Source organism: Sulfurimonas sp., assembly GCF_016744025.1.
Classification (GTDB): Bacteria; Campylobacterota; Campylobacteria; order Campylobacterales; family Sulfurimonadaceae; genus Sulfurimonas.
On the sequence record NZ_JADGFC010000040.1, the window covers coordinates 1 to 19,501 of the forward strand.

The 19,501-nt window shown below is 30.5% G+C and carries 25 protein-coding genes; 15 read left to right on the plus strand and 10 right to left on the minus strand.

What is annotated here, in order from left to right; genetic code table 11:
* Positions 1–54: 54 nt before the first annotated feature.
* The 6 genes from QZZ48_RS07500 to QZZ48_RS07525 all read right to left on the minus strand — a co-directional run bounded on the left by QZZ48_RS07500 (position 55) and on the right by QZZ48_RS07525 (position 5,826).
* Positions 55–858 carry a PAS domain-containing protein gene (locus QZZ48_RS07500; protein WP_294963847.1) on the minus strand — a complete coding sequence of 268 codons (804 nt, stop codon included), beginning with the start codon at positions 856–858 and terminating at the stop codon, positions 55–57.
* A gap of 112 nt (positions 859–970) precedes the next feature.
* Positions 971–1,093 (minus strand): hypothetical protein, encoded by a 123-nt coding sequence (locus QZZ48_RS07505; RefSeq protein WP_294963849.1) that lies wholly within the window; start codon positions 1,091–1,093, stop codon positions 971–973.
* Positions 1,093–2,805 (minus strand): nitrite/sulfite reductase, encoded by a 1,713-nt coding sequence (locus QZZ48_RS07510; protein WP_294963852.1) that lies wholly within the window; start codon positions 2,803–2,805, stop codon positions 1,093–1,095. Before QZZ48_RS07510 ends, QZZ48_RS07505 begins: the two co-directional genes overlap by 1 nt.
* A gap of 70 nt (positions 2,806–2,875) precedes the next feature.
* Positions 2,876–3,580, minus strand: a complete 705-nt coding sequence (locus QZZ48_RS07515) for an anaerobic ribonucleoside-triphosphate reductase activating protein (RefSeq protein ID WP_294963855.1) — start codon at positions 3,578–3,580, stop codon at positions 2,876–2,878.
* Positions 3,543–3,695, minus strand: coding sequence for an anaerobic ribonucleoside-triphosphate reductase (gene nrdD, locus QZZ48_RS07520; RefSeq protein WP_294963858.1), 153 nt, complete (start codon positions 3,693–3,695; stop codon positions 3,543–3,545). The genes QZZ48_RS07515 and nrdD overlap by 38 nt, the downstream gene beginning before the upstream one ends.
* 22 nt (positions 3,696–3,717) lie before the next feature.
* Positions 3,718–5,826, minus strand: a complete 2,109-nt coding sequence (locus QZZ48_RS07525) for a ribonucleoside triphosphate reductase (RefSeq protein ID WP_294963860.1) — start codon at positions 5,824–5,826, stop codon at positions 3,718–3,720.
* Positions 5,827–5,948: 122 nt separating this feature from the next.
* On the opposite strand from QZZ48_RS07525, the gene QZZ48_RS07530 reads away from it, so the two are divergent.
* The 3 genes from QZZ48_RS07530 to QZZ48_RS07540 all read left to right on the plus strand — a co-directional run bounded on the left by QZZ48_RS07530 (position 5,949) and on the right by QZZ48_RS07540 (position 8,917).
* Positions 5,949–6,395, plus strand: coding sequence for a hypothetical protein (locus QZZ48_RS07530; protein WP_294963862.1), 447 nt, complete (start codon positions 5,949–5,951; stop codon positions 6,393–6,395).
* Between the two features lie 3 nt (positions 6,396–6,398).
* The gene (locus tag QZZ48_RS07535; RefSeq protein ID WP_294963864.1) at positions 6,399–6,965 is read left to right on the plus strand and encodes a thiamine phosphate synthase; all 567 of its coding nucleotides are present in this window, start codon (positions 6,399–6,401) and stop codon (positions 6,963–6,965) included.
* Between the two features lie 98 nt (positions 6,966–7,063).
* Entirely contained in the window at positions 7,064–8,917 is a 1,854-nt protein-coding gene (locus QZZ48_RS07540; RefSeq protein WP_294963866.1) for a methyl-accepting chemotaxis protein, read from the plus strand.
* Positions 8,918–8,930: 13 nt separating this feature from the next.
* On the opposite strand, the gene QZZ48_RS07545 is transcribed toward QZZ48_RS07540, so the two are convergent.
* Positions 8,931–9,230 (minus strand): hypothetical protein, encoded by a 300-nt coding sequence (locus QZZ48_RS07545; protein WP_294963868.1) that lies wholly within the window; start codon positions 9,228–9,230, stop codon positions 8,931–8,933.
* A 137-nt stretch (positions 9,231–9,367) separates the two neighbouring features.
* Here QZZ48_RS07545 and QZZ48_RS07550 point away from each other — a divergent pair, with 137 nt between their 5' ends.
* The 3 genes from QZZ48_RS07550 (at position 9,368) to QZZ48_RS07555 (ending at position 10,422) form a co-directional block, all read left to right on the plus strand.
* Positions 9,368–9,514 (plus strand): hypothetical protein, encoded by a 147-nt coding sequence (locus tag QZZ48_RS07550; protein ID WP_294963904.1) that lies wholly within the window; start codon positions 9,368–9,370, stop codon positions 9,512–9,514.
* A gap of 206 nt (positions 9,515–9,720) precedes the next feature.
* A complete protein-coding gene (locus QZZ48_RS15800) occupies positions 9,721–9,999 on the plus strand; it encodes a hemerythrin domain-containing protein (RefSeq protein ID WP_366755920.1) in 279 nt (92 codons plus the stop codon).
* A 33-nt stretch (positions 10,000–10,032) separates the two neighbouring features.
* Positions 10,033–10,422 (plus strand): hemerythrin domain-containing protein, encoded by a 390-nt coding sequence (locus tag QZZ48_RS07555; protein ID WP_294963901.1) that lies wholly within the window; start codon positions 10,033–10,035, stop codon positions 10,420–10,422.
* 3 nt (positions 10,423–10,425) lie between these two features.
* Here QZZ48_RS07555 and QZZ48_RS07560 read toward each other — a convergent pair whose 3' ends face one another.
* Positions 10,426–11,664 (minus strand): NAD(P)/FAD-dependent oxidoreductase, encoded by a 1,239-nt coding sequence (locus QZZ48_RS07560; RefSeq protein WP_294963871.1) that lies wholly within the window; start codon positions 11,662–11,664, stop codon positions 10,426–10,428.
* A gap of 80 nt (positions 11,665–11,744) precedes the next feature.
* Here QZZ48_RS07560 and QZZ48_RS07565 point away from each other — a divergent pair, with 80 nt between their 5' ends.
* From QZZ48_RS07565 to QZZ48_RS07585, 5 genes are all read left to right on the plus strand, one after another.
* Complete coding sequence (locus tag QZZ48_RS07565) at positions 11,745–12,353, plus strand: hypothetical protein (protein ID WP_294963874.1); 609 nt, start codon at positions 11,745–11,747, stop codon at positions 12,351–12,353.
* Positions 12,350–12,997 carry a tRNA-uridine aminocarboxypropyltransferase gene (locus tag QZZ48_RS07570; protein ID WP_294963877.1) on the plus strand — a complete coding sequence of 216 codons (648 nt, stop codon included), beginning with the start codon at positions 12,350–12,352 and terminating at the stop codon, positions 12,995–12,997. The genes QZZ48_RS07565 and QZZ48_RS07570 overlap by 4 nt, the downstream gene beginning before the upstream one ends.
* Positions 12,998–13,006: 9 nt before the next feature.
* Positions 13,007–14,143, plus strand: coding sequence for an FIST N-terminal domain-containing protein (locus QZZ48_RS07575; RefSeq protein WP_294963880.1), 1,137 nt, complete (start codon positions 13,007–13,009; stop codon positions 14,141–14,143).
* A 1-nt stretch (position 14,144) separates the two neighbouring features.
* Positions 14,145–15,071 (plus strand): HAMP domain-containing sensor histidine kinase, encoded by a 927-nt coding sequence (locus tag QZZ48_RS07580; protein WP_294963883.1) that lies wholly within the window; start codon positions 14,145–14,147, stop codon positions 15,069–15,071.
* Positions 15,072–15,190: 119 nt separating this feature from the next.
* Entirely contained in the window at positions 15,191–15,574 is a 384-nt protein-coding gene (locus QZZ48_RS07585; RefSeq protein ID WP_294963886.1) for a cytochrome C, read from the plus strand.
* 41 nt (positions 15,575–15,615) lie between these two features.
* Here QZZ48_RS07585 and QZZ48_RS07590 read toward each other — a convergent pair whose 3' ends face one another.
* Complete coding sequence (locus QZZ48_RS07590; RefSeq protein ID WP_294963888.1) at positions 15,616–16,005, minus strand: DUF6858 family protein; 390 nt, start codon at positions 16,003–16,005, stop codon at positions 15,616–15,618.
* Between the two features lie 64 nt (positions 16,006–16,069).
* Positions 16,070–16,744 (minus strand): YggS family pyridoxal phosphate-dependent enzyme, encoded by a 675-nt coding sequence (locus QZZ48_RS07595; protein ID WP_294963891.1) that lies wholly within the window; start codon positions 16,742–16,744, stop codon positions 16,070–16,072.
* 234 nt (positions 16,745–16,978) lie between these two features.
* On the opposite strand from QZZ48_RS07595, the gene QZZ48_RS07600 reads away from it, so the two are divergent.
* From QZZ48_RS07600 to QZZ48_RS07615, 4 genes are all read left to right on the plus strand, one after another.
* The gene (locus QZZ48_RS07600; RefSeq protein WP_294963894.1) at positions 16,979–17,143 is read left to right on the plus strand and encodes a hypothetical protein; all 165 of its coding nucleotides are present in this window, start codon (positions 16,979–16,981) and stop codon (positions 17,141–17,143) included.
* 494 nt (positions 17,144–17,637) lie between these two features.
* A complete protein-coding gene (locus tag QZZ48_RS07605; protein WP_294963897.1) occupies positions 17,638–18,039 on the plus strand; it encodes a hypothetical protein in 402 nt (133 codons plus the stop codon).
* A 160-nt stretch (positions 18,040–18,199) separates the two neighbouring features.
* Positions 18,200–18,619, plus strand: a complete 420-nt coding sequence (locus tag QZZ48_RS07610) for a hemagglutinin repeat-containing protein (protein WP_294963898.1) — start codon at positions 18,200–18,202, stop codon at positions 18,617–18,619.
* Positions 18,620–19,027: 408 nt separating this feature from the next.
* Positions 19,028–19,480: a hypothetical protein gene (locus tag QZZ48_RS07615; RefSeq protein ID WP_294963899.1), complete on the plus strand. Its 453-nt coding sequence runs from the start codon at positions 19,028–19,030 to the stop codon at positions 19,478–19,480.
* Positions 19,481–19,501 lie beyond the last annotated feature (21 nt).

Sequence of the window (19,501 nt, forward strand, 5' to 3'; positions counted from 1 at the left end):
ATACAAAACTCCGTATGAAGTGTTTTTCAGTGAAATGAGTAAAAGATTAGCTAGCTAATTTAGGTGGAAATTGCACTTGTTGTTGGAATTGGCGTTATAAATTGCGAAGCTTCCGAGTATTTCACCTTCTGAAGAAAATATAGGTTCAGACCAACAGGCATGAAGGTTAGCTCTTTGTGTGAACTTTAAAAAGTCTTTCCAGTTTTCATGTGTATCAATATTTTCAACTATAACTCTTTCTTGTTTGTAAACAGCACTGCCACATGAACCTACTTTTTCGCCGATTTCTGAACCATTAACTGCTTCATTATAAAAATCAGGCAAACTAGGTGCCGCTCCATTTAAAAGGTTTTTTTTACTATCATTTAGTAAAAGTATAGAACATTTAGAACCTCTATTCCTCTGCTGTGCTAAATATACAATTTTATTAAGAGTTGATTGTAGGTCGTCATTTTTAGCAATATATTCTAAGATTAGATGATTGTCTTCATATATTAACTTATACTCTCTTCGTTCTGTTATATCTCTAACAATACAAAAAAGTCCTAGTTTCTTTCCAGATTCATCATGTAAAACCTGTTTTGTAGTTTTAAAATATGTAATAGACCCATCGTTGTTGATGAACGTTTCTTCGTAAGATTTTCTATGATTACTCTCTAAAATTTCATCATCATTTTGTTTGATTCTAATTGCATTTTCATTTGAATATATTTCAAATACTGTTTTACCAATAATGTCTTTTTTATCTCTATTTACACAACTGAGGAAGTCAGAATTACAATGCGTATATAAACCTTTCATGTCTTTGAAAAATGCTAAATCTGGTAATAACTCAATAAATGTCTCTAAATTATTCATATTATTCATGTCTAAAGTATAACATATGAGTTTTGCATTAGACTGAAGCAGAAATACTTAATTATTTTGAATGCTTAGTCTTTATATATTTGGAGAAATATAAAAACTTTATTTAACGAGTTATTTTTGTATTTACACCAATTCCACTCTTTTTACCATTAAAATTTGCATTGACATGAGTCATGCAACCTGATAGCACAATAATACTCATAATAGCTATAATTAATATTTTCATTAACGGAAGTTCACTCTATTTATTCTTGGTTTATAATTAGGATCTTCACCTGCTACAGTCCATAGCTTTTTAGCAAGAGCACTTACCGAAGTTGAAAACTCTTCATCAATTGATTCTATAAAATCTACATCAGCAAAGTTACTTTGAAGTAGGGTTTTTTCATACTCAAATCCTGAATCAGTAGGTTCTAACTTTAAAGCTTTACTCGTTTGTATGTTTGCCAATACCCATAGAGCTAAGAAGCCTTCAGAATACTTGTTAAGAATAGCATCTGAGAACTCTTCGAAGTTTTTATAGCCACTTTGTTCATATATCTCTATGATAACCGCAAGAGTGTTATGAAGATGAACTAAAGGAACCATAGTAAATAACATACGTCCTATGCTTTGACCAGTTGTATGAACAGCGCCGATAAATACTCTTGCTCCTCCATCTGTATCGCCAAAGTTATTAGTTTTTAGACCAACTAGACCAATGTCTGTATGTCTATGTCTTCCACAGCCTTTAATACAGCCAGAAAATCCAACTGTAATTCCATGTTGGGCTATCTTAGTAAGTGGTATGTACTGAGTTTCATTTTTGATACTCCAAAAAGAGTAAGGACAAAGATTACCAGCACAAGCAATGATAGTTGAACTCTCTTTTGGAGATGCAAAAGGAGTTGACTCATCTTTTAAACCAAGAAGGTAGATATTTTGATCAACTCCGATTCTAATCTCTACATCATTCTGGGATGCAAACTGAGATATCTCTTTCATCTCATCAACACTTAGTCTAGCGAAGTCTGTTTGATAGCAGTAAGAGTAAGTTCCATCTTTTAGTTTTTCATTTGCAGAAAATAATTTTTTGTCTAGTTGTAACTCTCCACCCGACTCAAATGGCTCGCCATACTCTTTTTCTATAAATGACTTTAAGGCATCAAGTCCAATATCTTCTATAAGATAAAATAGACGAGTTTTAGAACGGGAAAAACGAGAACCATGTAGATAAAACGCTTCTACAAATGCTTTAAAGAAGTCAAATACTTGTGTTTGAAGTAAGAAGATATTTGTATCTTGTGCTATCTCTGTATTTTTTCCACCCATGTAAACATTAAAACCATAAACACCATCTTTTTTTGCAAGAGCAAAATACAAGTCATTTGCAAAAAATGATGTAACACTAGCACTATTTCCAGATATACCAATAGAAACACGACGAGGAAGCATTCCTACATAACGAGGATTTTTTATGATGTAGTCTTGCATCTGCATAACTATAGGGTAAGTTTCTATCTCTGAGTAGATTCCACGACCGTCAAAAACATCTGAAACAATATTTCTGATATTGTCACCGAAGCTTTGCCATGTAGTAAGACCATTCATATTGAACTTTTTCCAAATATCTAAAACATTTTCTTCGTCCACTCCGTGAATCTGCAGACCACCTCTAGCTGTTGTAATAACAGTAAGGTCATACTCAGCAACTATATCGGCGATGTAAGAGAATTGTTCGTGAGTAAGTTTTCCAGCAGCAATACGAAGACGTATAGTAAATTCATCTTCTAAGAAGTCTGTAGTAAAGATACCAAAGTCTTGAAGGAAAAACCTATCTCCTTCTCCAAGATTTTCAAAATCAATGTTTTCAAACTCTTTAAAATACTCTATTGGTTTTAGTCTGGCTTTATATCTTTCACGTTTGTTTAGTTTAGAATTCAGGTCTTCTGTCTGCATGATAGAATCTACTCCTATATTTTTAATGCTCTATTTTATCCAATAAATGGAATAAATAAGTTGATTTATGTTAACGCCATATAATATTTAAATCATTTGATAATAAGCTCTCATCAAAAGAGTTAGATGCAAGTCCAATACCTGCGATTGACTCTCCCGTATCTTGAAATCTTTGTATGTAATAGTTTTTGTTATAACCTCTAGTAGTTAAGTCTTTAACGATAGCATTTATATCATCAGTATTTAAAAGGTCATTGTGAAGTGTTGTTCTTACTTCAAAGTCTTTAAACTCATTTATAAGAAGGTCTAGTGTTTTTGAAAAATCATTGTATTTGTTTGAGTGTGTGATTTGAGTGAACTTATTTTCTGGGGCTTTGTAATCAAGTGCTACGAAGTCTAGAAGGTTTAGTTCTATTAACTTTTTTATTTGTGAAAAGTATGTTCCATTTGTATCAAGTTTTATTTTAAAGCCAAGTTTTTTTATGGCTTTACATAAGTCTACTAAATCATGAGAACTTGCTTCTCCACCGGAGAGGACTACAGCTTCGAGAAGGTTTATACGTGTTTTTAAAAACTCTAAAACATCGTTAGTAGTGTAGTTACCACTTTTTGCAAAGACTATTTCTTTGTTATAACAATAGTCGCATCTCATGTTACATCCGCTAAACCAAACTATACAAGCTAGATGATCAGGGTAGTCAACATGAGTAAACTTTGTTATATCAAAGACTGATTTTTTAGTATTCAGTGAATTGCTTTCTTTCTTTATGTTCACCAGTTTTTCCTACATTGAAACTCTCAACAGGTCTGTGGTATCCCATTACTCTTGTGTATACAGTACACTTTTGTCTTTTGTCATTTAATAACGCTAATGTTTCATTTTTGCTCATTTTATTTTCCTTTAAGTTTGGTTTACGAAATTTCTAATTTGATGTTTTCTTGTTCATGAATCAGTTCATCATCACACTTTGGACAATACTCATGTTCTCCAGCCATATATCCATGTTTTGGACATATAGAAAATAGTGGAGTAACAGTGATGTATGGAAGTCTAAAGTTTGAGATAACATTTTTAACTAGTTTTCTACATGCTTCAGTTGAACTAACTTTTTCTTGCATGTAAAGGTGAAGAACAGTTCCACCTGTATATTTACACTGTAAATCATCTTGAAGTGTAAGTGCTTCAAAAGGATCATTTGTTAAATCAACTGGGATTTGAGATGAGTTTGTATAGTAGATATTATCATCCATTCCAGCTTGTAAAATTGAGTTACCATATCTCTTCTTGTCTTCTTTAGCAAATCTATAAGTAGTTCCCTCTGCTGGAGTTGCTTCAAGATTGTAAAGGTTACCCGTCTCTTCTTGATAGATAACCATTTTGTCTCTCATATGGTTTAAAATGTCAAGTGCTAGTTTTATTCCATCTTCAGCTGCAATATCATAACTATCACTAGTGAAGTTTCTAATCATTTCATTCATACCATTTACACCGATAGTTGAGAAGTGATTTTTGAATCCTGGTAAATATCTAGCAGTATAAGGATAAAGACCTCTGTCATACATATCTTGAACAAAAACTCTTTTTTTCTCTAATGTAGATTTAGCATAATCCATAAGTTGATCAATTCGAGCCATTAGTGCGTCTTTATCACCCTTGTGAAGAAAACCAAGTCTAGCCATATTTAGTGTAACAACACCAATACTTCCAGTCATCTCAGCACTTCCAAAAAGTCCACCACCACGTTTTAGTAACTCTCTTAGGTCAAGTTGAAGTCTACAACACATACTTCTAACATGCCCAGGTTTATAAGCTTCTTCATTTTCTACTAAGTTTCCATCAGCATCTCTTTTATACTGAGAACCAATGAAGTTTTGAAAGTACGAAGAACCGATTTTTGCAGTGTTTTCAAAAAGAATGTCAGTGTTTTCACCATGCCAATCGAAATCTTCTGTAATATTTACAGTAGGAATAGGGAATGTAAAAGGTTGACCAGTCTTGTCACCCTCTGTCATTACTTCATAGTAAGCTTTGTTTATCAGGTTCATCTCTGCTTGAAAATATTTATATGTCATATTTTCAAGAGAATCACATCCTCTTAGTTTAGCTTCATTTTCTAGTTCACTATCAAGAAGATTCTTAAATAGGTGAAGAGTCTTTGATGTAGGAATTTGATCTTTTAGGTCATCAGGAACTGTCCAGTCAATAGTTACATTTGTAAATGGAGACTGACCCCAACGTGCTGGAACATTAAGGTTATAGATAAAACTTCTAACAGCTTTTTTAACTTCTTTGTATGGAAGTTTATCACGGAACACGTAAGGTGCTAAGTAAGTATCAAACGATGAAAATGCTTGAGCACCAGCCCACTCACTTTGCAAGATGCCAAGGAAGTTAGCCATCTGTCCAAGAGCTTCACGAAAATGCTTAGGAGCATCACTTTCAACTCTACCACGAACACCATTAAACCCTTCATCTAAAAGAACACGAAGACTCCAACCAGCACAATAACCAGTAAGACAGTCTAAATCATGGATATGATAATCACCATCTCTATGAGCATGACCTTCTTCTTTTGAATAGATTTTATCTAACCAATAGTTTGCGATAACCTTACCAGCAGTGTTATTAACAAGACCTGCATTTGAGTAACCAGTGTTAGAGTTTGCTTTGATTCTCCAGTCACTTTTGTTGATGTACTCTTCTATCGTCTGAGTAGAGTTGATATAAGTTGTATCTTCATCTAAAAGAGTGTCTCTTTGCATCTTATGCATGTGTCTATAAAGAATGAAAGAACGCATTACATCAAAGTATCTTCCATTGTATAATTCTTTTTCTATCGCATCTTGGATATCTTCAACAGCAACAACACGTTTGCTTTTTAGACGATCTAAAACATTAAAAAATATAGAACTATCATAAGTAATGTGTTCACTTTTAAAAGCTTTTTTAATTGCATCTTCAATCTTAAATGATAAAAACTCTTTATGTGTACCATTTCTCTTTAAAATATTTTCAACCACAGCAAACTCCATTTAATTTTCTAACGGGAATTTTAATGGAAGATGATTTAAACACTCATAATAAATTGTGTCACTTATATGTCACTAAAAGCTTTATTAATTGCTATAGGGTATAATTTCACATGGATAAAAAAACAGAAAAGATTTTAGAAATTTGGCATAAGCATTTTCTTGATGAAGAAAAACAATATTCAGAGTTTGAGAGTTCAGATGTTGAATATTTTGTGGGTTGTATGTTATACAATCATTTTGAGTTTTCTAGAGCACTAGATACTATGAAAACTATAGATTTGTCATATGACTTTTTAGAGTCTTGTGGTGATGAATATGATGAAATCAGTGCTATTGTAAAGAGTATAGAGTTTGAAGAAGAGATTCAAAAATTAGAATTTTTACAAAATTTTATAATAGATGCAAAGAAAAAATATAGCACTGATGAACTCTACTTACTTAATCGATTAGAGTACCATGTAAATGGTATTACTCAGAGATATGAAAGTGAAGAAGAAGCTAAAAAAGTTGATTTTGTAGTTCCTAAAAAACGATCAGCAAACCCTCTTTTAAGATAAGATATGAAGAAGTATCTTATAACTTCAAGAGAGTTCTACACAGATACTCCTGCAATATTTCGCAATATTTTACATGAACAGATTCAAAAGCATATGCCCTCGTATGCTCTGTACAGAGATAAGTCAAATCCAAACTATGATATTCAAGCATCTCACTTTGTAGAAGTTTGCAATCAGTTTTCAAATTTAAAAAGTTTTATACATAGAAATATAGAGCTAGCAAAAACTCTTGAGGCAAGTGGCGTGCATCTTACATCAACTCAGTTTGATGATATAAAAAAAGCAAAAGAACTTGGTCTCGAAGTTATTATAAGTACACACACTCATGAAGAAGTCTTAAAAGCAGAGTTTCTTGGAGCAGATGCAGTTACATATAGTCCCATCTTTGCATCTCCTGGTAAGGGTAAACCAAAGGGAATAGATGATTTGAAAGATATTTTAAAAAAGTGTAAAATAAAAGTTATTGCTCTTGGAGGAGTAGTAACAGAAAATCACATAAAAGACATAAAAGAGAGTAAAGCTTATGGTTTTGCTTCTATTAGGCATTTTACTGATACAAATTGTCCCTAAATAGTTCAATATCACTAATTATTTATTTTTTTTAATTTCTTATTAATATATAAGTTGATAGAATATATTATTAAATATTTTAATTAAAGGAATCGATAATGTTTTTATTAAGTACATTTAGAGCACATTTAATAGCTCTCTCTGGAATATCAATTTTGTCATTTTGTGTATTGGGCCTTTTCTTCTACTTAGATTCAAAAGATATGAATGAATTATCACAAATAAAGTTCGAGCTTAAAAGTGTAGAAGCTACTATTTTAAAACTTCGTAAAAATGAAAAAGATTTCTTGTCTAGAAAAGATTTGAAGTATCAAGATAAGTTTAAAAGTAATTATCAAGTATTACTAAAGTATCTAACAAAAATATCTTCTGATTTTAAAACGCATGGAATAAATCAAGAAAAAGTTCTTGATTTAAAGAATATAGTTGATAAATATTCAAATAATTTTAATGAAGTAATATCTATTCAAAAAAGTATAGGTTTAAATTCTAAAGATGCTTTATATGGCTCATTAAGAGCAAGTGTACATAATTTGGAAGAGTTACTTAAAAAAGGGTCTAACCATAACCTGCAAGTTGATATGCTTATGCTTCGCCGTGCAGAAAAAGATTTTATGCTAAGAAGTGATTTGAAATATCTTAATAAGTTTGACAAATCAATAGAATCTTTTTTGAAAGATTCTAAAAAGTCTGATAAAACTACAGAACTTTTAAATGATTATAAAAAAGATTTCCACACTTTAGTAGATGCTTATAAAAAGATGGGGTTAACTCCAAAAGATGGAGTATTGGGCAAACTTAGAAATACATTACATGAAACAGATGTTTCACTCGAAGAACTTTTATTGACTACGAAAACTAAGATAAAAGAAAAGGAAGAGACAATTACAACAGTTATGATAATTGCTTTTATTATATTACTGCTTATTATTGTAATCTTTACCTATATTATTATTAAAAATATCAATTCTCAAATAGAAAAAATTTCTGTGGCGATTAACCAAATAACAAAGAATAAAGATATATCTATATCCATTCCAATTGATGAAAATAATGAACTAAGTAAATTATCTCAAAACTTAAATAAGATGTTTTTAGAACTTAGAGATACCATTAAAGATGCAAAAAATAGTTCTACTGAGAACTCATCTATATCTCATGAACTTTCAACAACGTCTCTCCTTGTTGGACAAAATGTAGAAAAATCTGTAGAAATTATAAGAGATACTACTAAACAAACTACAGCAATAAATGATGAAATAATATTGGCAGTTGAAGTGTCTAAACGTAATAAGGAAGAGATGCTAGAAGCAAACTCAACGCTTAATGAAGCAAGAGATGAAATAATTAATTTAACTTCTAAAGTAAATAATAGTGCAGAAAGTGAAGCTGAACTAGCTTTAAATATAGAATCTCTTTCTAAAGATATGGATCAAGTTAAAGATGTATTAAGTGTTATCTCTGATATTGCTGAACAGACTAATTTACTAGCATTAAATGCTGCCATAGAAGCAGCACGAGCAGGTGAGCACGGTAGAGGATTTGCTGTGGTTGCTGATGAAGTTAGAAAACTAGCTGAAAGAACACAAAAAACATTGACAGAAATAAACGCTACTATAAATATAATTGTGCAATCAAGTAGTACAGCAAGCGAGCATATGGAAATTAATTCAAAGCTGATGAATGAACTAGTAGAGATTTCTACAGAGGTAGAGAGTAAAATTAATAAAACTACTGAGATTGTAAATAATGCAACACTAACTAGTGATAAAACTGTACAAGACTTTGAACGTACTGGTTCAGAAGTAAATTTAATATCTAGTAGAATAAGTGAAATTAATTCTATTTCAAGTAGCAATGCAAAAAGTGTAGAAGAGATAGCTTCTGCATCTGAGCACTTAAATCAGTTAACTGAGTCTCTAACTAATAAACTAGAACAGTTTAAAACTTAAAGACTTTTTTGACTTAGTCTTTTGGAGCTGTTTCTAGCTCTTCAGTTTTTTTAGCAGGTTTCTTTTTTTTAGCGAAACCTGCACCTTTTTTTATTTTAGCAGTTAACTCTAAAGCTTCAATAATCTCACGAAAGTCTATTCCCTCTTTATGCATAGAAGCAAAACATGTAACTACTACAGCTATAGTATTTGGCACTTCACCTTTTTGTTTATAAGACTGAATGTTCTTCTCGCTTACTTTTATGAGTTTGCTAAACTTAGGAAGACTAATCTCAGCATCTAGTAGTAATTTTTTAAAATCTATAAATGTCATAATAATTCTTTGTAATCTATTTGTAACCATAATTATAGCAAATTTGTTGACAATAATATATATAAAGTGTATAATCACTATAATTTATTACTAAAAGTAAGTAATAAGTCATAAAATAACCCTAAAAGGATCCATCAATGGCAAAAGAACTAAAGAAAAAAGTAGCTAAGAAAGTTGCAAAAAAAGCTGCAGAGAAGAAAGTTATTAAAAAGAAAGCTGCTAAAAAGAAAGTTGCAAAAAAAGTTGCTAAGAAAAAAGCAAAAAAGAAATCTTCAAAAAAATAGTATCACCAGTGTTTAGTTCTCCGACTAAATAATTTCTATTTATGACCATTTAAGGTTTTATCTTTCATATGGTCTTTTTCTTTATACTCCCTCGAACCTTTAACTTCAAATTAATTTCTTTTTCACTAAAGTATTTAAATGCTAGATTATTATCTTGATTACTAGGAGTGAATATGTATGACATATCATGGTAACAAGAATACACTCTGGGACACTCCGTAATAGATACAGAACATAAATATCTTTTTGATATAGCCTCCGAAGCTTTTGAACCTGTTACTCCCGATTTACGTAAAGCTAAAATAAAACACACAATACATGCTCTTAACGAATATATTCAAGTCCATTTTTCACATGAAGAGAGCTTTATGCGTGTTATTCAATATCCCAAGATTAAAGAACATCTAGTTCTTCATAAACATATAACTGAAAGTATGAAAATTCTACTTGATAAGATCTATGATCTAAATATAAAAGAGTTTTAAAAAGACCTAGCATTCTTTGTAGAAACAATTCTTATAGGACAAGATGATATTGATATAGAACACCAAGTATTGTTTGAAATAGCAAATTTAGCCTTTGAAAAAGGTGAGGATAGTAATTGTAAACAGAAGAACAAAGATGTCCTTATTATGCTCTCTACATATTTTGAGAGTCATTTTAAACATGAAGAAAATTTTATGCAAGAGATAGAATATCCCTTATATGAACTTCATTGTGAAAAACATGAACAAATTATAAAAGAGATAAATACTTTTATAAAAATAATGTCAGTTATGGATACCCAAACATTTGAGCTAGAACTTGGGATGTTTATAGAGAAATGGCTAGTTCAGCATATAATATATGAAGATAAAAAAATACAGGGTTTTTTAAACGCTGATAATGAGACTATAGTAGAATTATAAGAATTATGATTTAAGCTCACCTGCGAGATGCCCACTAGCAAATGACCACTGGAGATTATATCCTCCACATGGTCCATCTAGATTCATAACTTCTCCACAAAAGTACAATCCATTAATTATTTTACTCTGCATTGTTTTGGGATTTATCTCTTTTAAAACTATTCCACCTCGTGTAATCATTGCCATCTTAAATCCATCATGACCAGTAATAGTAAGTGGTGTCCATGCAAGATAGTTGATTAGTTTTGCACGTGAGAGTCCAGATATGACTTTTAGTCTTGCATCTGGGTCAACTCCGCTGATCAAACATAACTCTAGTGCTAGAGGACTTGGAAGTAGGGTAGAGATGAGTTCATGCATAGTTGCTTCTTGGTTTTTAAGAGCTGCATCTTTAATGTGCTTTGTTATCTGCTCTTCATTCATCCCTTTAGTAAGATTAAGTAAAATAGGAACTTCTCCATACTTACTTATGAGTGGTGTTATCTCTCTTGCAAAGTCTAAAACAACAGGACCTCTAATTCCACTCTTTGTAAAGATAAGGTCACCCGAAACCTTTAGTTTTTTATGCTTTTTCATATCTACTCGAAGCTCAGCTTTGGCTATAGTATCTGCACGACATTTAGCAACCCAAATTTCTTTAGTTTTTAATGGCATCATAGCTGGATGAAGCTCTGTAGTATTGTGTCCAAGCTCACAGACAAGAGAATATCCGTCACCCTCGGCACCTAAAGTAGGATAACCTAAGCCACCAGTTGCAATAATGACATTTTGAGCTGTAAATGTATCTGAGTGTGTTTGAACTCCAGTTATCTGATTATCTGTACAAAGAAGTTTTTCTACTTTTTGTGAGCATAAAACATCAATACCAATTTTTTGCATCTCATCTCTCAGACCTGAAATAATAGTTGCAGAACTGTGAGAAGTTGGAAAAACCCTAAAGCCATCAGGTGCATGAGTGTCAACACCAATCTCTTTAAAAAACTCTATAAGATCTTTGTGATTAAAGTTATTTATAGCATCTTGCATAAAACGACCATCTCGTCCAAATTTTGCCATAAAATCTTCATTAGAAAGTGTATTTGTAAGGTTACAGCGACCACCGCCTGTTGCTTTTAACTTCGCACCTATTTGAGATAGTTTTTCAAGAAGAAGGACACTATTGGAATCTCTTGCAGCTTTTATGGCAGCTATCATACCTGCTGCACCAGCTCCAATAACGATAAGGTCATAGTTTTTTGACAAGAAATATCCTCTGTTTTCAGCATTTTAAGTAGTGCAATTGTAGTATAATAAAACTATATATTTGATATGGGAGCTGTATAATGAAAATTTTTATTTTAATACTTTTAAGTCTCTTTATTTTATCAGGATGTAGTACCAGCTCTTTGATCCTAAACAAAGATAAAGAGCTTGTTTTAAAATATAGTACTAATGATTTATTACTCACAAACAAGCTAATAGACTCAAGATTTTTAAATTTTAAAGACCTGTTTGTAACTATCTATAAACTAAAAAATGAAAATGGCAGAATACTCTTTTACGAAGAAGCTAAGACTGAGCTTGATTTTGAGTTCGTCTATGGTGGTTTATATAGTGTAATGTATATTTTTGATGACAGACAAGAGTATGAAGTGCTGTATAAAAGAAATAACTTAAGTCTTGTTCAGTTGAAATTAAAAGATTCATCTTATTTAAATGTAATGATTCAAGCTAGTGATTCTCAAGTTTATTCTTATGTTTACGGTTTTTCAAACGAAGAGTTTGTACAAATAGCACAGATGCTAAAAATAAATGAAAATGATAAACTTGGGGAGCTCAAATATGAAGCTCTTATCTTTTCTAGCCAATCAAAAGCACTTAGCACATGGACTGATGAAATGGTCTTTTTTACACCCTTAATTATGCCACTTCGTGTGCTAGGAGTTTTATGAAAACATACTTTGGCGATAGAGAGAAATGCTATAAGTGTTACCGACCTACAAGCTCTTGTATGTGTAAGCATGTTCATAATGTAAAGACTAAAACAAAGTTCGTTATACTGATGCATCCTAAAGAGTTCAAAAAAGTCAAAAATGGAACAGGACATTTAACTCATTTAGCCTTGCAAAACTCGGAACTATTTGTTGGTGTAGACTTCTCAAACCATCAAAAAATAAACGAGATTATAGCATCGCATGATAGTTATGTTTTATATCCATCTAAAGAGGCCTTAAATATTAGCCATAATAACCCTTATACAAAAAGAGATATGGCAATATTTATTATAGATTCAACATGGTCTTGTTCACTTAAGATGCTAAGAGAATCTAAAAATTTACAAGCTTTAAGACATATAAGTTTTGACTCTACAAAACTTTCACAGTTTAAGATAAAACAACAACCATCTGAGTTTTGTTTATCGACCATAGAGTCAACCCTTAGTGTATTGGAATTATTAAACAAGCATGAAATAGAGAAAATACTAGAAAATGATTTAGAAAAGTTTTTAAATCCTTTTGAAAAAATGATAGAGTATCAACAAAATATAATCGCTAACCCTATAAGCAGTGCAGTAAGATTTAAACCAAAAAAATAGAGGTAAATTATGCAGATGAAAACTTATCTTTTTCAAGATAAAAGTTGGAATGAAGACCTTGATAGAAGTTTAGACTCTGAAAATACTTTAATAATACTATTTGCTTGTACACAAATGAAGGATATTAAAGAGGGAATTGATGATATTGTTCGTATATATCCAAAATCTACTGTTATCGGTTCTTCAACACCAGCCGAAATATACGAAAATGAAATCCTTTATAACTCAATTACCATGGCTATTCTTCGTTTTGATACTAGCCATTTCAAGCTAATTGTAAAAGATATAGAAGAAGCCAACTCTTATGAGGTTGGAAAAGAAATCGTAAATGATTTACCAAAAGATAATTTAAAATCAATATTTGTCTTAGCTAATGTTTTAAATACTAATGGATCAGAATTAACAAAAGGTTTAAGTGAAAATATTCCTAAAAATTGTGTAATTGCTGGAGGGTTAGTTGGAGATGGAGTTGACTTTAACAAGACTTGGCTAATTATAAATTCTAAAATAATGAACAAAGAAATATGTGCCGTAGGTTTGTATGGAAATAATTTACAAGTTCATTATGGATGTAAAAATGGATGGACAAGGTTTGGATTTGATAGACATGTTACACACTCAGAAAATAATATTTTATACTCATTAGATAATAAACCTGCTTTAGAATTATATAAAAGATATTTAGGAGAGTATGCAAGTGAGCTTCCATTATCAGGACTTTATTTTCCACTTATGCTACATGAAGATGCTTCTCGTGAACCAAAACTTAGATCTGTTAAGGCAATAAACGAAAAAGAAAACAGTATAATATTTGCTGGAAATATCCCTCAAAATAGTATAGTCTCATTTGGTAGAACAAATCTTGATGACTTGATTAAAAGTTCTCAAGAAGCGACTGAATGTCTAATCCAAGACTATGATAAGGAGCAAAAAGCTCTATGTATTGGTATCAGTGGTGTTGGAAGAAAGTTTGTTTTAAAACAAGAAGCTGAAGATGAAATAGAAGCAGTAAGTTACGCTCTTAGTTCAAATATTTCAACTGTTGGTTTTTATTCTTATGGACAGATATCAAAACTACCATCTGGAGGTTGTGATTTTCACAATCAAACAATGACTCTTTTATTAATTTATGAGATGGAAAATTAATATGACAGAAAATAGAGTATTAAAAAGACAACTTAAAAAAGCTGGTATAGACTCTTTTTCTTCACTTAATGAGATAACATTTAAAAAGTTACTTAAAGAAGTTGAACAATCATACAAAGATAATACTGATACTCGTCGTATTATGGAACATTCACTTGATGTATCTTCTCAAGAGATGCAAGAGATTGTATGTGATTTGGAAAAAGCACATAAGGACGCTGAAAAAAAAGACAAGCTAATATTTCAGCAGTCGCGTTTTGCCCAAATGGGTGAGATAATAAGCATGATTGCACATCAATGGAGACAACCTTTAAATATAATAAGCATTACAACAGCATCTATACAGTTTGATATTTTACTTGATAAAATCGAAAAAGATAAGATTATAGATTCTATGAATAGCATAGCAAATAAAACACAGCATCTAAGTGATACTATTGATGATTTTAGAAATTTTTTTAAACCAACAAAAGAGATGACTGTAACTACCTTTAGTGATGAAATAAATAGTGCTTTAAATATTATAGGAAAATCAATAACGATTAAAAATGTAAAAATTATAAAAGACTTAAAGTGTATTAGTGAGTTTAGTGTATATGCAAATGAGTTAAAGCATGTAATCATAAATATAATAAAAAATTCTGAAGATGTTTTGATTGAAAAAAAAATAAAAGATCCATATATAAAAATAAGTTCTTATAAACAAGACAATAATGGTGTTTTACAAATCAGTGATAATGGTGGTGGAATATTAAAAGATAATATTGAGAAAATCTTTGATCCTTATTTTTCAACTAAGAGCAAAAAAAGTGGAACTGGACTAGGTCTTTATATGAGTAAAATTATAATTGAAGAGCACTGTTCTGGACGGCTTGAAGTGAGTCAAAACAGTGATGGAGCAGTATTTAAAATATTTTTACCTCATTAAATGTGCTTCTAAAATTCACTTTATAAAATATACTATAAATTATAAAAAATATTAATAGCCTTTTAATATTTAAAAGTGTAATATGACTAGTATATTACATTAAAACCACGGAGAAATAAATGAAGAAAATGATTTTAGCTTTAGTTGCAAGTTCGGTACTAGCACTAGCAAATGAAACTACAGTTAACGCGACAATGAGTCTAATGACACAGGGAATGAATCAGATTCAAGCTGGTTTTTTATACAGTAATAAAGAAGATATTTCTAGTGGTATAAAAGTAGTTGAGAATGCTAATGCTATTTTTGCAAATGTAGATGTATCTACTTTTATTAAACACAATAATAAAATTCAAGTTACTCACAATATTAACAAAAATGTAACTGAAAATATAAAAGCACTTAAAAAAGCTATAGCAGTTGAAAATTACTCAGATGCTACGAGAGAGTATGGTGAGCTTACTGCTAACTGTATCGCCTGTCATAAGATAGTTAGAGGCTGGTAAGCCCCTAACTATTCCAAACTTAAACCTTTAATTCCTCTTTTTTACTTACTCTTCAAATCCATTGACCAAGCTTCCATGATATCGTGTGGTTTTTCATTTGGTGCTTCTATAAAGTCTATTGAAAATTTATCTTTAAACTCAGATATTCCAATACTTCTTGGTCTTGCTGCTAATATTTTAGAACTTGGAATTGCTGAACCAAAGCAAAATATAACATTTTTAGCATCTACTATTTCATCGTTGATAGGACCATCTAAATTTTTAGTATGTGTATAGTGGTCAAAAACAGCTATATTTACTGATACTGGATGTTTTTCAATTTTATCTACAAAGTACTCAACTATCTCTTGCATAGTTTTCTTAGAAATCTCATCCTTATTGAGCTCAAGTGAATAGACAGGGTACTTATCCATAAATATGGTTTTTTTCATTATTATCCTTTAAATATAAACATAGTTTATATTTATTATAACTAAAATATATTTAAAATTGAGATTATTTATTAAACATTACCGATCCGAGTCTAATCATATTTGACCCACATTCTATTGCAAGTTCAAAATCTCCACTCATTCCCATAGAACAAATAGTTGCTCCATCTAAAGATTTGTAAATTTCGTAAGTAGTCTCAAAACTCTTTTTGACAATCTCTTTATCTTCACTATGTGCACCAATGCTCATTAGACCTTTTAGATTAATATTAGGGCACTCTTTAGTAATCTGAGCATATCTATCTGCTGCTACTTCAGGCATAAAGCCATATTTTGATTCTTCTTTTGCAGAGTTTATTTGAAGTAGAGCATCTAGAGTCATATCTTTAGCTTCTAACTTCTTTTGAAGTTCTTGTGCAATCTCTATAGAGTCAAGTGCATGAAATAGAGTAGGGTTGATATCGAGTAGGTTATTTATCTTGTTTTTTTGTAGGTTTCCAACAAAATGCCACTCTAAAGGTAAATCTTCAAGTTCTACAGCTTTTGCTTTTAAATCTTGAACCTTATTCTCACCAAATGCTCTTTGACCAATCTTGTAAAGATTTGATATCTCATTAGAAACAGAGTACTTGCTTATGGCTACAATTTTTACAATATGATAGTCACTTACTTTAAGTCTAGCTGCTTCAACTCTTCTAATAACTTTATCTATATATATTTTATATTCTTCTTGTGTCATATTTACCCTATTCATATCATTTGTTAAACCTCTATATATACCTATTTTAAGTAGTTATTACGTGGTTTAATTTAAAGTTAGTAGAATTATATCAAATTTTTAATTAAGCCATAAATCTAATAATTTTATTGTATTTTTTAATTTTAGAATAAACTCAATATCAAATATTTCTGGCACTTTATTAACACACTTTTACTATACAATCAAAAGACAATTAAACAAAAAAGGATTATCTTGAAATTTATTAATATATTATTTTCATTTAAAGTCACTGCACTACTATTATTATTAGCTTTAGGAGCTGGGTATGCAACTATCATCGAAAATGATTATGGTACTTCAACTGCAAGAGTTTTAGTTTATAATAATCTTTGGTATGAAACTATAATGAACCCCTAAAACTGAACCAGTAAAATTTGTTTTCTTATTTCAAAAATGATAAAATTGGACTTAATTAAAAAAACGGGGGTTTAAAAACTCGCTTTTTTTGACTTAATTAAAAATACAGAAGTTTGCAAGGGTTTTCAAACCCCCATATTTTTAATTAAGTCAACAATGCTGAGTTTAGTTCCTTAAATAAAGAACTTGGAGATAACAATGTATATTTTGCTGCAGTAGTTGGAGGTTTCGGACTTTTAAAGAAATTTGGAAAGGGTGATAAAAAGAAAGCAAATGCAAATCCAAATTATTACTATAAAAAGAATATACCAAATAATAAGGAATTAAAGTCTCACCAAGGTAGTTCTAGACAAACAAGAGCGGAAGAACGACAATGGGTAAATGATAATAATAATGCAGATTCATACAATAATTCAAATAAGGCTAGAAGTAGTGGGAGAAATTCATTTGTTGATATTGTGGAGTCTTTAGGTAATCTTTTAGGAGGATAAAGTATGAAATTTATAAAAAAGTTAATATATTTATACCCAACTGTAAAGCTTTTTAAAGCTCATAGGTTAGGTGAATATAGTAAAGTTGAAGAGTGTTTAAATAAGTTGCCAAATAGTTATGTAGAAGATAAAATACCTTTTTTAATTATTAAGGCGAGAAATGAAATGACAAATAGTCAATACTTAACAGCAGTAGAATCATTTAAAAAATCTATAAATAAGATTGAAGATAGTGAAACTATGAATGAAGATGAGAAAAAATACTTGTTTTTTTATGTAAATAAGGGATTAGACTTTTGTAGCGAACATGTCGACTTTGAAGTGGATAGCATAAAAGCAAATAAGAATATTGAGTATAATAAAAACAATATAAGAAGATTTATTTTAAATAACTTTGAAGTGTAAATTTTCCTAGTCCCCATCATTCTCAAAATTCCCAAAATTCCGAGGACAAAATTCCGGGGACAGGATACTAATTAACTTCAACCCATATCTTCGTAAATTAATCTTCACTTCTAAAAACAATAAAACTGCAAAAGCGGCAGCTTCAAGTGCAACGTATGGTATGAGTGCATCTCTAGAACTAGATATAGATGCCATAGAGACACAACTAAAAGAGTATGAACAAAGAAGTAAAGCTTCAAGTATATCAGGTAATAACATTACCCTTAATGCTAAAAACACTGTAACTGTACAAGGAAGTAATCTCCAAGCAAATGAAAACATAAACATAGATGCTAAAACAACAGACATACTAGCATCTAAAGATAACCATGACCAAAGTGAAGATACTCAACATAAAAACGTAAACATAAGCATAGGAACATCAGGCTTTAGTATGAGTGCAAGTGCAGATAACTCAGAGTCTACAAATGTACAAGCAACTCATACAAACTCAAATCTTCAAGCTAACAACATAAACATCAACACAAAAGAGACAACAACCATAAAAGGTATAATGTCCCCAGAAAAACAAACCACTTAATACAATATTCTTATTAAAAAAGATAAAATAAGAGCATAAAAGTGAGGGATGAAAAATGAGTATCAAGAGAAAAACATACAGTGCAGAGTTTAAAGCTAAAGTTGTTTTGGAAGTTTTAGAAAATTCCGGGGACAGGATAGCAATTAATTAACAAATTGTAATATATTTAGAAAAATAGATTTTTTCCTCCTCCCCATCGTCCTCGATGGGAATGCTTATTTAGAACTTGCACAATACTCCATTAGATATCAATTTTTACTACAGTTGAGAAAATAAATGTTGTATTTAAAACGCCAATTCAAGTTTAAAGTGCAAAGAATTCCGGGGACAGGATACCAATTAATTAGCAAATTGCAATATATTTAGCAAAATAGATTTTATTTTTGTATTATTTTTTATATCTAAATTTTGGAGATAAAAAATGGCAAGGATAAGAAGAGTTGTAATCCCAAATACACCGCATCACATAACTCAAAGAGGTGTTCGTTCGATGAATATCTTTTTCAAGAAAGATTCTATTCAACTCCTTTAGATGAAGTCCATTTTTTACATGCCTTAAAATATGTGGAGCAGAATCCAGTAAAAGCATATATGGTTGATTATCCTTGGAATTATAAATATACAAGTGCAAAATATAGATTGAATTTAGTAAAAGAAGATAAATTATTATCAAATTATGAGCTGATAGATAATATAGAAAATTATAAAGAATTTTTGCAAGAAAACACACAAATAAAATTTATAAAGGAAAAAACAAGAACAGGAAAACCATGCGGAGATGATAACTTTTATGATAAAATAAAATTATTAACAGGGATAGATTATAAAAATAAAAAAGCAGGACGACCTAAAAAAAGATAAAAATAAAATTAATTAGTACAC

Excerpts from the sequence above, each read along its gene's own strand:
- nrdD (WP_294963858.1), bottom strand. The coding sequence starts at position 3,695 with ATGAGCAAAAATGAAACATTAGCGTTATTAAATGACAAAAGACAAAAG.
- QZZ48_RS07500 (WP_294963847.1), bottom strand. The coding sequence starts at position 858 with ATGAATAATTTAGAGACATTTATTGAGTTATTACCAGATTTAGCATTT.
- QZZ48_RS07545 (WP_294963868.1), bottom strand. The coding sequence starts at position 9,230 with ATGACATTTATAGATTTTAAAAAATTACTACTAGATGCTGAGATTAGT.
- QZZ48_RS07530 (WP_294963862.1), top strand. The coding sequence starts at position 5,949 with ATGGATAAAAAAACAGAAAAGATTTTAGAAATTTGGCATAAGCATTTT.
- QZZ48_RS07570 (WP_294963877.1), top strand. The coding sequence starts at position 12,350 with ATGAAAACATACTTTGGCGATAGAGAGAAATGCTATAAGTGTTACCGA.
- QZZ48_RS07550 (WP_294963904.1), top strand. The coding sequence starts at position 9,368 with ATGGCAAAAGAACTAAAGAAAAAAGTAGCTAAGAAAGTTGCAAAAAAA.
- QZZ48_RS07595 (WP_294963891.1), bottom strand. The coding sequence starts at position 16,744 with ATGACACAAGAAGAATATAAAATATATATAGATAAAGTTATTAGAAGA.
- QZZ48_RS07505 (WP_294963849.1), bottom strand. The coding sequence starts at position 1,093 with ATGAAAATATTAATTATAGCTATTATGAGTATTATTGTGCTATCAGGT.
- QZZ48_RS07605 (WP_294963897.1), top strand. The coding sequence starts at position 17,638 with ATGAAATTTATAAAAAAGTTAATATATTTATACCCAACTGTAAAGCTT.
- QZZ48_RS07590 (WP_294963888.1), bottom strand. The coding sequence starts at position 16,005 with ATGAAAAAAACCATATTTATGGATAAGTACCCTGTCTATTCACTTGAG.
- QZZ48_RS07535 (WP_294963864.1), top strand. The coding sequence starts at position 6,399 with ATGAAGAAGTATCTTATAACTTCAAGAGAGTTCTACACAGATACTCCT.
- QZZ48_RS07585 (WP_294963886.1), top strand. The coding sequence starts at position 15,191 with ATGAAGAAAATGATTTTAGCTTTAGTTGCAAGTTCGGTACTAGCACTA.
- QZZ48_RS07565 (WP_294963874.1), top strand. The coding sequence starts at position 11,745 with ATGAAAATTTTTATTTTAATACTTTTAAGTCTCTTTATTTTATCAGGA.
- QZZ48_RS07610 (WP_294963898.1), top strand. The coding sequence starts at position 18,200 with ATGAGTGCATCTCTAGAACTAGATATAGATGCCATAGAGACACAACTA.
- QZZ48_RS07580 (WP_294963883.1), top strand. The coding sequence starts at position 14,145 with ATGACAGAAAATAGAGTATTAAAAAGACAACTTAAAAAAGCTGGTATA.
- QZZ48_RS07510 (WP_294963852.1), bottom strand. The coding sequence starts at position 2,805 with ATGCAGACAGAAGACCTGAATTCTAAACTAAACAAACGTGAAAGATAT.
- QZZ48_RS07575 (WP_294963880.1), top strand. The coding sequence starts at position 13,007 with ATGCAGATGAAAACTTATCTTTTTCAAGATAAAAGTTGGAATGAAGAC.
- QZZ48_RS07540 (WP_294963866.1), top strand. The coding sequence starts at position 7,064 with ATGTTTTTATTAAGTACATTTAGAGCACATTTAATAGCTCTCTCTGGA.